Raw genomic sequence first — 13,906 nt, forward strand, 5'->3', positions numbered from 1 at the left:
TTTGAATGGGTCAGGCCGTCGCCGCAACCGGCAGGCCGAGATTGCCGAGGCAGAAGTACTTGGTTTCGGTGAACGGCTCGAAGCCCTCGGTGCCGCCTTCGCGCCCGAGGCCCGATGCCTTCATCCCGCCGAACGGAATCGGCGCGCCGGTGAATTTCACGCCATTGACCGACACCATCGCGAAATCGAGCCGCCGCACAAGCTGGAAGATCGTGTCGATGCGTGTCGCGCATACGTAGGCGGCGAGGCCGTACTCGGTGTCGTTGGCCGTTTCGACGGCTTCGTCGAGCGTGTCGAACGCGCTGACGGCCGAGATCGGCGCGAAGTTCTCCTCGTCGACCACGCGCATGCCGGGCGCGGCATCCGCGATCACGGTCGGCTCGTAGAACCAGCCGCCGAGCGCATGCGGCCGCCCGCCCGCGACGATGCGCGCGCCTCGCGCTCGCGCATCGTCGACGCGCGCCACCGTCGCGTCGAACGCGGCCTGATGCATCAGCGGACCGACGTCCACGCCCTGCTCGAACGCCGGCCCCGTCTTCAGCGCGCGCACCGCGTTCGCATACCGTTCGACGAACGCGTCGTACAGCGGGCGCGCGACGAGTATCCGGTTCGCCGCGCAGCAGTCCTGGCCGGACGTCTGGAACTTCGCGCCGACGGCAATCCGCACCGCCTCATCGACATCCGCATCCTCGGTCACGATGAACGGCGCATTGCCGCCCAGTTCGAGCGCGATCTTGCGGATGCCGGCCTTCGCGGCGGTTTCGGTCACGAGCCGGCCGACGCGCGTCGAGCCGGTGAAGCTCACCGCACGCACGCGCGCGTCGCCGACCAGCGTTTCCATCGCCATCTGCGGCTCGCCGAGCACCACGTTGAACACGCCGGCCGGGAAGCCGGCCTCGTCGGCGAGCTGCGCGAGCGCGAGCGCCGAGAACGGCGTTTCGTGCGCGGGCTTCACGACCACGGTGCAACCGACCGCGATCGCGGCCGCCGCCTTGCGCGTAATCATCGCGGCCGGGAAATTCCACGGCGTGATCAGCGCCGCGACGCCGACCGGCTCCATCACGGTACCGAGATGCGCGCCGTCGATGTGGGTCGGAATCGTGCGACCGGCCACACGCTTCGCCTCGTTCGCGAACCATTCGACGAAGCTCGCCGCATAGCGGATCTCGCCGCGTGCTTCGGCCAGCGGCTTGCCCTGTTCCAGCGACAGCAGCGCGGCCAGATCGTCGACGTGACGCAGGATCAGCGCATGCCAGCGCAGCAACGCCGCGCTGCGCACCGCTTGCGGCGTCCAGCGCCAGCTTCCGTAGGCGCGCTGCGCGGCGTCGACGGCCGCGACGATCTGCGCGCGTTCGAGCATCGGCACGTGGCCGATCACCGCCTGATCGGCGGGGTTGACGACGGCGACCGTCGCGGCACTATCGCTGTGGATCCAGCGACCGTCGACGTAGCAAGTCGACTTGAACAGAACAGGGTGTCCGGGCAGCATGCTGCGTCTCCTCGTTGGTGGGCACGGACTTCATTGTGTCGCGCCCGCGCATGCGGAAATTTCGGTTTGCACCGCCGGAAATGCCGGTTTTTTCCGTATTGCCGCGTGCCGGCGCGAACTTTCACAGCCAGTCCGGCGCGCCGCCGGATCCGCACTTCACCACCTTCGTCACGATGTACGTGAAGTAGCGCTCGATGCCGAGGTCTTCCATCAGCAACGCATCGATGAAGCGCTGGTAATGGTCGATGTCGCGCGCGATCACGTGCAGCACGTAGTCGACGCCGCCGCCCGTCGCATAGCACTGCGCGACCTCGGGCGCCGCGGCCACACGATCCTCGAAGCGCCGCATGTCGGGCGCGGTGTGCCGCGACAGTGTCACCTCGACCACGATGCGGCTGCCGGAGAACGCGCCGATCCAGTCGACGTCCGCGCGATAGCCGCGAATCACGCCGCTTTCCTCCAGCTTGCGCACGCGCTCCCACGCCGGCGAAATCGACAGGTTCACGGCCTCGGCGAGCTTCGACTTCGTGATGCGCCCGTCGCGCTCGAGCAGGCGCAGGATCGCGAGGTCGTATCGGTCGAGCTTGACCACGTTATGCGTCGCTCCAGGCCGCCACCGGGATGTTGCGCTCGACGATGTCGGCCACCACCGCGATCGTGTCGCCCGTCTGCACGATGCCCGGAAAATGCCGCGCGGCGAGCAGCCCGCGCCGCCGTGCGACGTACTCGACCGGCGTGACACCCGTGCGGTCGATGTCGTGCACGCGCGCGAGCACGTCGCCGGCTTCGACCTCGCTGCCGAGATCGACGCACATCTCGAGCAGGCCGCGATGCTCGCTGGTCGTGTAGCAAGCGCCGTCCGGCATGTCGAGCAGCGTCGTCGTACGCGGCGCGCCGCCCGCGCCGGCGCGCTCGCCTTCGCGCCGCGCGAGCACGCCGGCATGCGCGAGAAAGCCGCGCACGCCGCGCTCGGCGATCGCGACGCTCGCCGCCGTCGACGTGCCGCCGCCGCCCAGCTCGGTCGACACGAACACCTTGCCGGCTTCTTCCGCCGCGCTGTCGTAAAGGCCGATGCTGTCGAGTTCCAGCATGCGCATCGAATACGGCGCGCCGAACGCGCGCATCGCGCGCTCGCAGCGCGCTTGCTGCTCGCGGTCTTCCAGCACGTGAATCGCCGCGAACGGCACGAAGTCGAGCGTGCGGCCGCCCGCGTGAATGTCCAGCACGTGCGTCGCGAGCGGCAGCAGGTGGCGCTGGAAGTAATCGGCGATCTTCTCGGTCACGGTGCCGTCCGGCCGGCCCGGGAAGCTGCGGTTCAGGTTGCCGGCATCGATCGGCGACGTGCGGCAACCGGCGCGGAACGCCGGGTAGTTCATGAACGGTACGACGATCACGCGGCCGGTCACGTCGGCCGCCTTCAGCGAACCCGCGAGCTTCGACAGCGCGACCGGCCCTTCGTATTCGTCGCCGTGATTGCCGCCGGTCAGCAACACCGTCGGCCCGTCGCCGCGTTTCACGACGGTCACCGGAATCATGATCGCGCCCCACGCAGAATCGTCGCGCGAGTAAGGCAGCTTCAGGAAGCCGTGCTGTTCGCCGTCCGCGTCGAAATCGACGGTCGGCGTAATCGGGGAAGCACGCATCGCCTACTCCTTCACGAACAGCTTGCGCGGCACGTTGCAGAACGTCTCGACGCCGGTCTCGGTGATCAGGATGCTTTCCGTGATCTCCAGCCCCCAGTCGTCGAGCCACAGCCCGGGCATGAAATGGAACGTCATGCCAGGTTCGAGCACCGTACGGTCGCCCGGACGCAGGCTCATCGTGCGCTCGCCCCAGTCGGGCGGATAGCTCGCGCCGATCGGATAGCCGCAGCGGCTGTCCTTCTCGATCCCCGCGCGGCGCAACACCGCGAAGAATGCGTTCGCGATGTCCTCGCACACGTTGCCCGGCTTCGCGGCCGCGAGTCCCGCTTCGATGCCCTCGACCACAGCGCGCTCGCCTTCGATGAAGTGCGCGGGCGGCTTGCCGAGATAGACGGTGCGCGACAGCGGGCAGTGATAGCGCCGGTAGCAGCCGGCAATCTCGAAGAACGTGCCGGCGCCGCGCGAGAATGTCGAGTCGTCCCAGGTCAGGTGCGGCGCGGCCGCGTCCGCGCCGGTCGGCAGCAGCGGGACGATCGCCGGATAATCGCCGCCGAAGCCGTCCGCGCCGCCGATGCCGGTCGCATAGATCTGCGCGACCAGGTCGCTTTTCTTCATGCCCGGCTCGATCGTCTCGACGATGTGCGCATGCATCCGCTCGACGATGCGCGCGGCCACACGCATGTACTCGATCTCGCGCGGCGACTTCACCGCGCGCTGCCAGTTGACGAGCGCGGTCGCATCGAGCCAGCGCGCCGCCGGCAGATGCTTTTGCAGCGACGCGTACGCCGCCGCGCTGAAGTAGTAGTTGTCGAGCTCGACGCCGATGCGCAGCGTGCTCCAGCCGCGCGCCGCGATCACCTCGGTCGACAGGTAATCCATCGGGTGGCGCGCGGTCGACTGCACGTAATGATCGGGATAGCCGACGATATTCTCGTGCGCCATGAACGCGGTGCGCTTCGCGCCGTTCGCGTCCTGGCCGCGGCCGAACCACACGGGTTCGCCGTCCAGCGCCAGCAGCACGCACTGGTGCACGTAGAACGACCAGCCGTCATAGCCGGTCAGCCAGCCCATGTTGGTGGGATCGGTGACGATCAGCAGGTCGATGCCGACCCGCTCCATCGCCGCGCGCGTCTTCGCGATGCGCGCGGCATATTCGCTGCGCGCGAACGCGAGACGCGGCGCGGCGTTCTGGGTTTCGATGACTGCGGACATCTGTCTCCTCTCAAGTCGTGAGGTCGTTGTGAAAAATCGTGCCCACTTCCGCCGCGCGGGCGCGTTGCAGCGCGAGCACGGCAATCGCGGTGTCCTGCGCGCCGGTGCCGGTCAGGTCGCAGATCGTGATGTCGTCGGGATGCGTGCGGCCGTCGCGGCGGCCGGCGATCACTTCGCCGAGTTCGGGAAACACGGCGTCGGCTGCGACGGCCCCGGCCGCGATCGCGTGCGCGAGTTCGCCGGCCACGCGGGTCTGCTGCAGCCGGTCGCAGAAATAGCGTGCCGCGCCAAACACCGACGGCGCGAGTTCGGTCTTGTAATCGGCGTCCGAACCCATCGCCGTCACGTGCAGCCCGGGATGCAGGTCTTCCGCGTGCACGAGCGGCGCGCGGCTCGGCGTGGTCGTCACCGCGATGTCCGCGTCGGCCAGCGCCGCATGCACCGAGCGGGCGACCGTCACATCGATGCCATGCGCCGCGCGCACGTCGGCCGCGAATGCGGTGGCCCGCGCGGTATCGCGCGCCCACACCGTCACGTGCGTGATGTCGCGCACGAGCATCAGCGCGGCGAGCTGCAACCGCGCCTGCTCGCCCGCGCCGACGATCGCCGCGCGGTGCGCATCGGCCCGCGCGAGCCGGCGCGCGGCCACCGCGCCGGCCGCCGCGGTGCGTACGGCCGTCAGGTAGCCGTTGTCGAGCAGGACGGCCTCGGTCAGGCCGGTGCGCGCGGACAGCACGAGCATCAGCCCGTTCAGGCTCGGCAGCCCGAGCGACGGGTTGTCGAAGAAGCCCGGGCTGACCTTGATCGCGAAGCTGTCGAAGCGCGGCAGGTACGCCGTCTTCACGTCCACTTCGGCGTGGCGCTCCGGCAGCGCGAGATTCAGGATCGGCGGCATCACGACCGCGTCGGTCGCGAGCGACGCGAATGCGGCTTCGACCTGGTCGATCGCGGCCAGATCGAGCGGCACCAGCGCACGCAGTTGCGCCTGACCCAGCAAAGTGACGGGATGGGCCATGTCAGTTCTCCGAAACGAGCCGGCGATGCACGGCCATGTCGATGTTCGCGCCGCTCACGACGACCACGATCGGGCCGCTGCGGTCGCGGCGCACGATCCGCTCGTCCAGCAACGCGGCGAGGCCGATCGCGCCGGCGCCTTCGACGACGAGCCGCTCTTCCCGATACGCATGCGCGATGCCGCGCGCGATGGACGGCTCGTCGAGCAGCACGACGTCGTCGGCCAACGCGCGCGTCATGTCGAACGTGTAGCGGTTGTCGAGACCGATGCCGCCCCCGAGCGAATCGGCCAGCGTGGGCTGCTCGTCGACGTCGACCGGACGGCCGGCCGCGAGGCTCGCGTGCATCGCGGCGCCGCGCGCCATCGATACGCCGATCACTTCGATCGGCGGCCGGATCGCCTTCGCGGCAAACGCGACGCCGCTGAACAGGCCGCCGCCCGACAGCGGCACGACGAGCGTCGCCGTATCGGGCAGCGCCTCGAGTATCTCGACGCCGATCGTCGCCTGGCCTGCGATGATGTGCGGATCGTCGAACGGCGGCACGTACGCATGGCCTTCGTCGCGCGCGAGGCGCCGCGCTTCGACCTGCGCATCGTCCTGGCTGTCGCCGACGATCACCACGCGCGCGCCGAGCGCCGCGACCGCCTCGACCTTGTTGGCCGGCACGAGCGACGACATGCAGACGGCCGCGTCGATGCCGAGCGCGCGTGCCGCATGCGCGACCGCGCGGCCATGGTTGCCGGTCGACGCAGTCACCACGCGCGTCACGCCCTGCGCCGCGAGTTCCGCGAGCGCGTTGGTTGCGCCGCGCAGCTTGAAGCTGCCCGTCGGCTGCAGCGTTTCGAGCTTCAGGTGGACGGGTGCGCCAACGCGCGCGGACAGCGCGGCAGACGCGACGAGCGGCGTACCGTCGGCGCGCCCGGCGAGGCGGCGGCGCGCGCGGTAGACGTCGGACAACGACAGGGAGGACATGGAACGCGCGCCTCGCGACGAATGTGATGCGATCCAGTCTAATGTTCCAAATCGCGCTTTCGAATGTCCTGATACATTGCGCGCGACATCGCGGCAGCGCCGCCGGTTCAGTGGAAATCGTTCAGGTGCGGATACTGTTCGAACACGCCCGCGATCGTCTCGAGCGCCGCGTTGCATGCGGCATCGGACGTTTCGGCGCCGATGCACACGCGCACCGCATTCGGCCGCTCCGTGCCGCCGACGAGGAACGGATCGGGCGACGTCACCGCGATCTTGCGGGTGCGCAATTCGCGTACGAGCCGCTCGGCCTGCCAGTAGTCGGGCACGCGTAGCCATGCCGAAAGTGCATTCGGGTGCGCACCGAGCACATACGGTCCCAGCGCGGCCCTCACCATCTCCTGGCGCACGGCGAGCCGCTGGCGCTGCAGTTCGACGAGCCGCCGCGCGGTGCCGTCGGCGATCCAGCGCGTCGCGATTTCCGCGATCGGCGACGTCGCCATCCAGCTGCTCACGCGCAGCACGCTCTCGACGCGCAACGCGAGCCGCCGCGGCATCGCGAGATAGCCGGTGCGCAACCCGGTCAGCACCGATTTCGTCATGCTCGTGCAGTAGAAGCCGAGCTCCGGAATCAGGCTGGCGATCGGCGTGCCCGTCTTCTCGGGGAGCGGGCCGTACACGTCGTCCTCGATCACGTACACGCCGTAGCGCGTCGCGATGCGTGCGATCGACCGCCGCCGCGAATCGGTCAGCAGCGACACGGTCGGGTTATTGAGGGTCGGCGTACACACGAGCGCGCTGATCCGCTCGCTGTCGCACATCTCCTCGAAATGTTCGGGACGAATGCCGTGCTCGTCCATCTCGAGCCCCTTCAGCGTAAACCCGAGCACGTTCGCGGAGCCGATCACGCCGTGATCGGTCAGGCTCTCGCACAACACGGTATCGCCCGGCCCGACGATCGACGCGAGCGCGAGAAAGATCCCGTGCGCCGCGCCGTTCGTGACCAGCAGCGATTCGCGATGCACCGGCATGTTCAGCGACGCGAGCCACGCGGCGCCGGCGTCGCGATGCGCGTCGAGGCCGGCGATCGGCCGGAACGAACGGATCCACGGCTGATCGTCGGTGCCGGCCAGCGCCGCACATACGCCGCGCCACGCGGCATCGTGTTCCGGCGTGTGCACGATGCGGGCGATCGAGAAGTCGACCAGTTCGCGCTCGGTCGTATCGAGGATGTAGTTCGACATCGATTCGGTCACGCGCGCGGCCACGAAGCTGCCGCGGCCGACCTCGCAGCGGATCAGCCCCTGGCGTTCCAGCTCCTTGTATGCGTTGGTGACGGTCTGCACGCTGACGCCGAGGCTCGACGCGACGTCGCGCTGCGGCGCGAGCCGTGCGCCCGGCGCGAGCGCGCCGTTTTCGATGTCGCTGGCAATCGCCTTCACGAGCCGCTTGTATTTCGACTCGATGCCGTGCACCGCGCCGATCGCGTCGCGCCAGCCTGCCGATACCTCGGTCCGTCCCATCTCGATGTCTCCGTCGTGGCTTCCGCATGGTCGCTCAGAAAGACACCCCGAAAATATTGTCCTAGTGCAATCGCGCGCGAAAGCAGGACTTATGGGTCGAATCAGCGGCGCAATCGGCGTGCCCGTATGAGTACAGGCCTCCGGCACTTTTATGGACGTCGCGGGACGCCTGCGTCGCAGAATGCGCGATGCCCAGGGATCGCCCGCGTGCCGACCATCCTGCCGTCGTCGAGCGCCACCGCCGCGACGTGGGGAGCGGCATGCGAGGATGAGGTCGACACGTATGGAACCGCCCGCGCGCTTGCAGTGCCCCCGATTTGCACGCCACGGTCGTTTCGCGAAGTCCGGTTTTTCCCGAGCCGGGGCTTCGAATTTACTGAACGCGCGCGCCGTGCTGACGAGCCGTTCTCGTCTGACGATTCAATATGGTCGGCGCGCCGGCGGCCCGGGGTCATCAGCCTTGCCGCCCGACCATGGCCGGCACGCCGCCCGGATGGCTTCAGACGGGCCGGCCGTGTGCATGCGGCATGTCGTCCGAGTGTCATCCGGATGATCGAAACCGATAGTTTGCTATCGAATGTTTTTGCCCTATCATCTCGCCCATGACCAATCTGCACGACCTCCGCCTCGCCGTCAGCAGCCTGCTCGTGCTCACCGCGCGCAAGTGGCGCCGCACCAGCGACGGCGTACTGACCGCGTACAACGTATCCGAGGCCTGCGCGACGCCGCTGCTGATCGCCGGCCGCCTCGGCGAAGGCGTGCGGCAAGGCACGCTCGCCGAGCACGTCGGCATCGAAGGGCCGTCGCTCGTGCGCCTGCTCGACCAGTTGTGCGCGGCCGGCCTCGCCCGCCGCGACGAGGATCCGCACGATCGCCGTGCGAAGACGATCTCGCTGACGGCCGCCGGCCGCGCGATCACCGCGAAGATGGAGGAAGACCTGCGCGCGCTGCGTGCACAGGTGCTCAAGGGCGTGTCGCGCGCCGATCTCGAAGCGACGCTGCGCGTGCTGAACGCGTTCAACGCGGCCGATCCGCATCCTTCGGCGTCGCACCCGTCCCGCCCCGTCGACTCCGCGTCATGACCTATCCGAGCCTTCGCGACTGGCTGTTCTCGGGCAAGACGTTCGCCGCGTCGATGCTGGCGCTGTACCTCGGCCTGTATTTCCAGTTGCCGCGCCCGTATTGGGCGATGGCGAGCGTCTACATCGTGTCGAACCCGTTCGTCGGCGCGACGCGCTCGAAGGCGCTGTACCGCGCGCTCGGCACCGCGCTCGGCGCGGCCGCCGCGATCTTCTTCGTGCCGCCGTTCGTCGAGACGCCGCTCCTGTTCAGCATCATCGTCGCGACCTGGTGCGGCACGCTGCTGTACCTCGCGATCTCCGACCGCACCGCGCGCAGCTACGTCTTCATGCTCGCCGGCTATACGATGCCGCTGATCGCGCTGCCGACCGTCACCGATCCGTCCACGGTGTTCGACGTCGCGATCGCGCGCACCGAGGAAATCGTGCTCGGCATCGTGTGCGCGAGCGTGGTCGGCAGCACCGTGTTTCCGAACCGGCTCGCGCCGACGCTGATCGAGCGCACCGACGCATGGTTCAAGGACGCCGCGTTCTACGGCCGCGAAACGCTGTCCGGGCATCTGGCCGGCAAGGCGCTGTCCGCGTGCCGGCAGCGGCTCGCCGCGACGATCACCGGCCTCGAATTCCTGCTGAGCCAGCTGGGCTACGACCATGCGCATCCGCGTGTGCTCGCGCGCGCTCAGGCGCTCGCGGGCCGGATGCAGTTGTTCCTGCCGCTGATGTCGTCGCTCGCCGATCCCTTGATCGCGCTGATGCGCGACCTGCACGTGCGTCCGCCCGCGCTCGACGCACTGCTGGCCGACGCCGCGAAGTGGTTCGATGCGCCGCTGCCGGCCGTCAAGACCGGCTCCGACGGCGACATGGCGCACGATCCGGTCGCGGACGACCTGCGCGAGCGCATCGCCGCGCTGCAGCCGCCCGACAGCGCGCTGGCGAGCTGGGACGGCGCGCTGCTGTCGAATGCGCTGTGGCGGCTGCGCCAGGTCATCGACATCTGGCAGGACTGCCGCTCGCTGCGCGCGCTGATCGCGAACGAGTCGGGCGTGTGGCAGCCGCGCTACCGGCACTGGCGGCTCGGCGGCACCGAGCGCTTCTTCGATCGCGGGATGATGCTGTTCTCGACGCTGACCGTCGTGTTCGCGATCGTGTTCGCGTGCTGGCTGTGGATCTCGTCCGGCTGGCACGACGGCGCGGCCGCCGTCACGCTCGTGGCCGTGTCGTGCAGCTTTTTCGCCGCGCTCGACGAGCCGGCGCCGCTGGTGTTCAAGTTCTTCCTGTCGACCGCCGCGAGCGTCGTGTTCGCGGGCCTGTACCTGTTCGTCGTGCTGCCGCACGTGCACGATTTCGCGATGCTCGTGCTGATGTTCGCGGGCCCGTTCATCCTGATCGGCACGCTGCTGCCGCGCCCGCAGTTCAACATGGTGACGATGCTCGTCGCCGTGAACACGGCCACCTTCATCAGCATCCAGAGCGCGTACGAAGCCGATTTCTTCGTGTTCCTGAACAGCAATCTCGCGGGCGTCGCCGGGCTGCTGTTCGCCTACGTATGGACGCGTGCGACGCGCCCGTTCGGCGCGGAACTCGCGGTGCGGCGCCTGCTGCGCTCGGGCTGGGAGGACGTCGCGCGCGCCGCGTCGACGCAGCCGCTCGACGATCAGCGCAACCACGCATCGCGGATGCTCGACCGCGTCACGCAACTGCTGCCGCGCCTCGGCGCGTCCGACGACCATCGCCACCCGTCGATCGAGAGCTTCCGCGACCTGCGCATCGCGCTGAATGCGCTCGACCTGCGCCGCTCGCGCCGCCGCCTGTCGGGCGACGTGCCCGACGCGATCGATCGCGTGCTGGCCGGTGTCACCGATCACTACACGCGCTGCGCGGCCGCGAACGCGCGCCAGCCCGCGCCGCCCGCGCTGCTCGCGACGATCGACGACGCGCTGCAGCGCGTGGCCGGTCGCACCCTGCCGGGCGCCGCGCCGGCCGACGGCGCGCCCGCACCCGCGGCGCCAGCCACGCATCGCCGGCTGCGCGACACGCTGCACGCGCTCGTCGGCCTGCGCCTGTCGCTGTATCCGGCCGCGGCCGCGCAAGCGCCTCAGGCGCCGGACGGAGCGCGCGCATGAGCCGGCTTTCCACCCTGTCCTTCCGACCGCGACCATGATCGGCGAAATCGATATCTTCGGCGTGTTCGTGCCGGCCCCGCTCGTGCTGATGCTGATCGCTTACCTGATCAACATCGTCGTGCGCGCGCTGCTCGAGCGCGTCGGCTTCTACCGCCTCGTCTGGCACCGTTCGATCTTCGACCTCGGCATCTACGTGTTCGTGCTGGCCGCCGTCGTGATCGTGTCCCACCAACTCGTGGCTACCTAACGTGAAAAAAACCTGGCTCTCGGCAGGGCAAGTCCTGCTCACCCTGATCGTCGTCGTCGTGGCCGGCCTCGTGCTGTGGCGCATCATCAACTACTACATGTTCTCGCCGTGGACGCGCGACGGGCACGTGCGCGCCGACGTGATCCAGGTCGCGCCGGACGTGTCGGGCCTCATCACGTCGGTGCAGGTCGCCGACAACCAGGCGGTCAAGCGCGGCCAGGTGCTGTTCGTGATCGACCAGGCGCGCTACGCGCTCGCGGAGCGGCTCGCCGAAGCGACGCTCGCGCAGCGCCGCGCGACGCTCGCGCAGGCGAAGCGCGAATACGCACGCAACCTGCAGCTCGGCAACCTGGTCGCGAGCGAACAGGTCGAGGAAAGCCGCACGCGGGTCGAGCAAGGCGAAGCCAGCGTCGCCGATGCGCAGGTGTCGCTCGACACCGCAAAGCTGAACCTGCAGCGCACGACGATCGTCAGTCCCGTGGACGGCTACCTGAACGACCGCGCCCCCCGCGTCGGCGAATACGTGCCGGCCGGCCGCGCGGTGCTGTCGGTCGTCGACCGCAACTCGTTCCGCGTCGATGGCTACTTCGAGGAGACCAAGTTGCGCGGCATCCATATCGGCCAGCCGGTCGACATCATCGTGATGGGCGAGCCGCATGCGCTGCGCGGCCACGTGCAGAGCATCGTCGCCGCGATCGAGGATCGCGACCGCACGCAAGGCGCGAACCTGCTGCCGAACGTGAACCCGGCGTTCAGCTGGGTGCGGCTCGCGCAACGCGTACCGGTGCGCGTCGTACTCGACGAGGTGCCGGACGATTTCCGGATGATCGCGGGCCGCACCGCGACCGTGTCGATGCGCGGCGCCGAATCGCGCCGCGACGACAATGCGAAACCGGTTGCCGCCAGCGCCGCGGGTGCGGCCTCGACCGCATCCGGTACGGCCGCGAGCGCCGTGGGAGCATCGCAATGAAGCGGCACCGTCTGCGCGTCGCGGCGACGCTCGCCCCGCTTGCGCTCGTACTCGGCGCGTGCAAGTCGGTCGGCCCCGACTACAAGCTGCCGCAACAGGCGTACGTCAATGCGCCGCTCGCGAACCATGCGCTCGACGACGCGAACGGTGCGCTGGTGTCGCGCGACGCGGTGCCCGGCAACTGGTGGCAACTGTACGACGACCCGGTACTCGACGCGCTCGTGCGCGATGCGCTCAAATCGAACACCGACCTGCGCGTCGCCGCGGCGAACCTCGCCCGCTCGCGCGCGGCGCTGGTGGTCGCGAACGAACAGGGCGGCTTCTCGGGCCGCGCGGAAGCGGCCGTGCAGCGTGCGCAGGAATCGGCCGAGCAATACCTGCTCGAAAACAAGCTGCCGGTCGTCAACGAAGGCACGGTCGGCATCAACGTGTCGTACGAACTCGACCTGTTCGGCAAGCTGCGGCGCGGCGTCGAAGCCGCACGCGCGGACAGCGAGGCCGTCAAGGCGGCCGGCGACCTGGCGCGCATCACGGTCGTCGCCGACGTCGTGCGCGCGTACGTCGAAGGATGCTCGGCCGGCGACGAACTCGCGATCGCGAAGCAGTCGCTCGCGCTGCAGCGGCAGCGCGTCGCGCTGTCGCAGCGGCTGCGCGACGCCGGGCGCGGCAACCAGACCGACGTGACGCGCGGCGTAACGCAGGTGCGCACGCTCGCCGCCGACATTCCGCGCTTCGAAGGCCGCCGCAAGATCGCGCAGTACCAGCTCGCCGCGCTGCTCGCGCGCGCGCCGGCCGATCTGCCGAAAGCCGCCACCGAATGCGAACGCCTGCCGAAGCTGCGTCAGCCGATTCCGATCGGCGACGGCGCCGCGCTGCTGCGCCGCCGTCCCGACGTACGCGAAGCCGAGCGGCAGCTCGCCGCCGCGACCGCGCGGATCGGCGTGGCGACCGCCGCGCTGTACCCGTCGGTCAGCATCGGTGCGTCGGCGGGCTCGGTCGGCGTCGCCGCCGACCTGTTTTCGTCCACCACGAATCGCTGGTCGTTCGGCCCGCTGATCAGCTGGTCGTTCCCCGTCAACGGCCAGCGTGCGCGCGTGCGCGAAGCCGAGGCCGCGACGGGCGGCGCACTCGCGCACTTCGACGGCGTCGTGCTGAATGCGCTGCGCGAAACGCAGTCGAGCCTCGCAACCTATGCGGCCGACGTGCAGCGCGCGGATGCGCTGCGCACCGCCTACGAATCGGCCCGCAATTCCGCTGCCGAAACGCATCGCCTCTATGCGGCCGGCCGCGAATCGTTCCTCTCCGATCTCGACGCGACGCGCACGTTGACGAGCGTGCAGGCGCAGGTCGCGGCGGCCGAAGGCCAGGTCGCGGCCGACCAGGTGCGGCTCTTCCTCGCACTCGGCGGCGGTTGGGACAGCGATGACGCAACGGCCGCAGCGGACGCCAGCGCCGCCGCTGCGGCACCCGCGGCCGGCGCGTCGGCGCCGTAGCATCATCGCCGTCGGCACGAAACGCATGCATGGTGCAACGTGCCGTGACGGTGGGGGTTCCTGATTCGCGCGATAACATCCGCGACGCGCTGCGCACCCGCTTTGACGGTACACTGGCCGACGTACTTCCATTGATCTTCCG

The 13,906-nt window shown here is 69.3% G+C and carries 12 protein-coding genes; 5 read left to right on the forward strand and 7 right to left on the reverse strand.

The annotated features are described in order from the left end of the window. Positions 1 to 10: 10 nt before the first annotated feature. The 7 genes from WT97_RS27185 to WT97_RS27215 all read right to left on the reverse strand — a co-directional run bounded on the left by WT97_RS27185 (position 11) and on the right by WT97_RS27215 (position 7,852). Entirely contained in the window at positions 11 to 1,489 is a 1,479-nt protein-coding gene (locus tag WT97_RS27185; protein WP_060354748.1) for an NAD-dependent succinate-semialdehyde dehydrogenase, read from the reverse strand. 121 nt (positions 1,490 to 1,610) lie between these two features. Beyond that, positions 1,611 to 2,081 (reverse strand): Lrp/AsnC family transcriptional regulator, encoded by a 471-nt coding sequence (locus WT97_RS27190; protein ID WP_059498785.1) that lies wholly within the window; start codon positions 2,079 to 2,081, stop codon positions 1,611 to 1,613. 1 nt (position 2,082) lies between these two features. Then, positions 2,083 to 3,132, reverse strand: coding sequence for a N(2)-acetyl-L-2,4-diaminobutanoate deacetylase DoeB (gene doeB, locus WT97_RS27195; RefSeq protein WP_059790243.1), 1,050 nt, complete (start codon positions 3,130 to 3,132; stop codon positions 2,083 to 2,085). A gap of 3 nt (positions 3,133 to 3,135) precedes the next feature. Next, positions 3,136 to 4,344, reverse strand: coding sequence for an ectoine hydrolase DoeA (gene doeA, locus WT97_RS27200; RefSeq protein ID WP_060354749.1), 1,209 nt, complete (start codon positions 4,342 to 4,344; stop codon positions 3,136 to 3,138). 10 nt (positions 4,345 to 4,354) lie between these two features. Then, entirely contained in the window at positions 4,355 to 5,359 is a 1,005-nt protein-coding gene (locus WT97_RS27205) for a cyclodeaminase (RefSeq protein ID WP_060354750.1), read from the reverse strand. A gap of 1 nt (position 5,360) precedes the next feature. Beyond that, a complete protein-coding gene (gene eutB / locus WT97_RS27210; RefSeq protein ID WP_060354751.1) occupies positions 5,361 to 6,332 on the reverse strand; it encodes a hydroxyectoine utilization dehydratase EutB in 972 nt (323 codons plus the stop codon). A 107-nt stretch (positions 6,333 to 6,439) separates the two neighbouring features. Continuing rightward, positions 6,440 to 7,852 carry a PLP-dependent aminotransferase family protein gene (locus tag WT97_RS27215; protein WP_060354752.1) on the reverse strand — a complete coding sequence of 471 codons (1,413 nt, stop codon included), beginning with the start codon at positions 7,850 to 7,852 and terminating at the stop codon, positions 6,440 to 6,442. 602 nt (positions 7,853 to 8,454) lie between these two features. Between WT97_RS27215 and WT97_RS27220 the strand changes: the two genes are divergently transcribed. Genes WT97_RS27220 through WT97_RS27240 form a run of 5 tightly spaced genes read left to right on the forward strand, consistent with a single transcriptional unit; the run spans position 8,455 to position 13,764 of the window. Continuing rightward, a complete protein-coding gene (locus tag WT97_RS27220) occupies positions 8,455 to 8,934 on the forward strand; it encodes a MarR family winged helix-turn-helix transcriptional regulator (RefSeq protein ID WP_059498791.1) in 480 nt (159 codons plus the stop codon). Next, the gene (locus tag WT97_RS27225) at positions 8,931 to 11,054 is read left to right on the forward strand and encodes an FUSC family protein (protein ID WP_060354753.1); all 2,124 of its coding nucleotides are present in this window, start codon (positions 8,931 to 8,933) and stop codon (positions 11,052 to 11,054) included. The genes WT97_RS27220 and WT97_RS27225 overlap by 4 nt, the downstream gene beginning before the upstream one ends. 34 nt (positions 11,055 to 11,088) lie before the next feature. Beyond that, complete coding sequence (locus WT97_RS27230) at positions 11,089 to 11,301, forward strand: DUF1656 domain-containing protein (protein ID WP_059498793.1); 213 nt, start codon at positions 11,089 to 11,091, stop codon at positions 11,299 to 11,301. A gap of 1 nt (position 11,302) precedes the next feature. Beyond that, on the forward strand, positions 11,303 to 12,271 hold the full coding sequence (locus WT97_RS27235; protein ID WP_059498794.1) for an HlyD family secretion protein: 969 nt from the start codon (positions 11,303 to 11,305) through the stop codon (positions 12,269 to 12,271). Beyond that, positions 12,268 to 13,764, forward strand: a complete 1,497-nt coding sequence (locus WT97_RS27240) for an efflux transporter outer membrane subunit (RefSeq protein ID WP_060354754.1) — start codon at positions 12,268 to 12,270, stop codon at positions 13,762 to 13,764. The genes WT97_RS27235 and WT97_RS27240 overlap by 4 nt, the downstream gene beginning before the upstream one ends. Positions 13,765 to 13,906: the final 142 nt, after the last annotated feature.

The organism is Burkholderia sp. MSMB1459WGS, from assembly GCF_001534535.1.
In the GTDB taxonomy this organism is placed as follows: Bacteria; Pseudomonadota; Gammaproteobacteria; order Burkholderiales; family Burkholderiaceae; genus Burkholderia.

Bases quoted from the DNA above. Each gene is read 5' to 3' on its own strand.
- WT97_RS27185 (WP_060354748.1), bottom strand. From the start codon at position 1,489: ATGCTGCCCGGACACCCTGTTCTGTTCAAGTCGACTTGCTACGTCGAC.
- doeB (WP_059790243.1), bottom strand. From the start codon at position 3,132: ATGCGTGCTTCCCCGATTACGCCGACCGTCGATTTCGACGCGGACGGC.
- doeA (WP_060354749.1), bottom strand. From the start codon at position 4,344: ATGTCCGCAGTCATCGAAACCCAGAACGCCGCGCCGCGTCTCGCGTTC.
- WT97_RS27205 (WP_060354750.1), bottom strand. From the start codon at position 5,359: ATGGCCCATCCCGTCACTTTGCTGGGTCAGGCGCAACTGCGTGCGCTG.
- eutB (WP_060354751.1), bottom strand. From the start codon at position 6,332: ATGTCCTCCCTGTCGTTGTCCGACGTCTACCGCGCGCGCCGCCGCCTC.
- WT97_RS27215 (WP_060354752.1), bottom strand. From the start codon at position 7,852: ATGGGACGGACCGAGGTATCGGCAGGCTGGCGCGACGCGATCGGCGCG.
- WT97_RS27220 (WP_059498791.1), top strand. From the start codon at position 8,455: ATGACCAATCTGCACGACCTCCGCCTCGCCGTCAGCAGCCTGCTCGTG.
- WT97_RS27225 (WP_060354753.1), top strand. From the start codon at position 8,931: ATGACCTATCCGAGCCTTCGCGACTGGCTGTTCTCGGGCAAGACGTTC.
- WT97_RS27230 (WP_059498793.1), top strand. From the start codon at position 11,089: ATGATCGGCGAAATCGATATCTTCGGCGTGTTCGTGCCGGCCCCGCTC.
- WT97_RS27240 (WP_060354754.1), top strand. From the start codon at position 12,268: ATGAAGCGGCACCGTCTGCGCGTCGCGGCGACGCTCGCCCCGCTTGCG.